This is a genomic window from Streptomyces sp. NRRL S-495, from assembly GCF_000966955.1.
GTDB classification, from domain to species: Bacteria; Actinomycetota; Actinomycetes; order Streptomycetales; family Streptomycetaceae; genus Kitasatospora; species Kitasatospora purpeofusca.
Window position 1 is genome coordinate 1 of the sequence record NZ_JZWY01000471.1, and the last position, 308, is coordinate 308.

The 308-nt window shown below is 71.8% G+C and carries 1 protein-coding gene; it reads left to right on the forward strand.

The window, feature by feature from the left end:
• Positions 1–291 (forward strand): DUF427 domain-containing protein (locus VR45_RS23885; protein WP_286163452.1); only part of this gene is annotated, 291 nt, incomplete at its 5' end.
• Positions 292–308: the final 17 nt, after the last annotated feature.

Sequence of the window (308 nt, forward strand, 5' to 3'; positions counted from 1 at the left end):
CCCGTCATGACCACAGCACGCTGGCAGGGCACGGTCGTCGCCGAGAGCGAGGACACCGTCGTCGTCGAGGGAAACCACTACTTTCCGGCCGACTCCGTCCGCCCGGAGTACCTGCGCCCGTCCGACACCACCACCGTCTGCGGCTGGAAGGGCACCGCCGAGTACTACTCGCTCGACGTCGACGGCCGCACCAACCCGGACGCGGCCTGGTTCTACGCCGCACCCGAGCCCGCGGCGGAGCACATCCGCGGCCGGGTGGCGTTCTGGCGGGGAGTCGAGATCACCGACTGACGGGCGCGGCGGCCGGA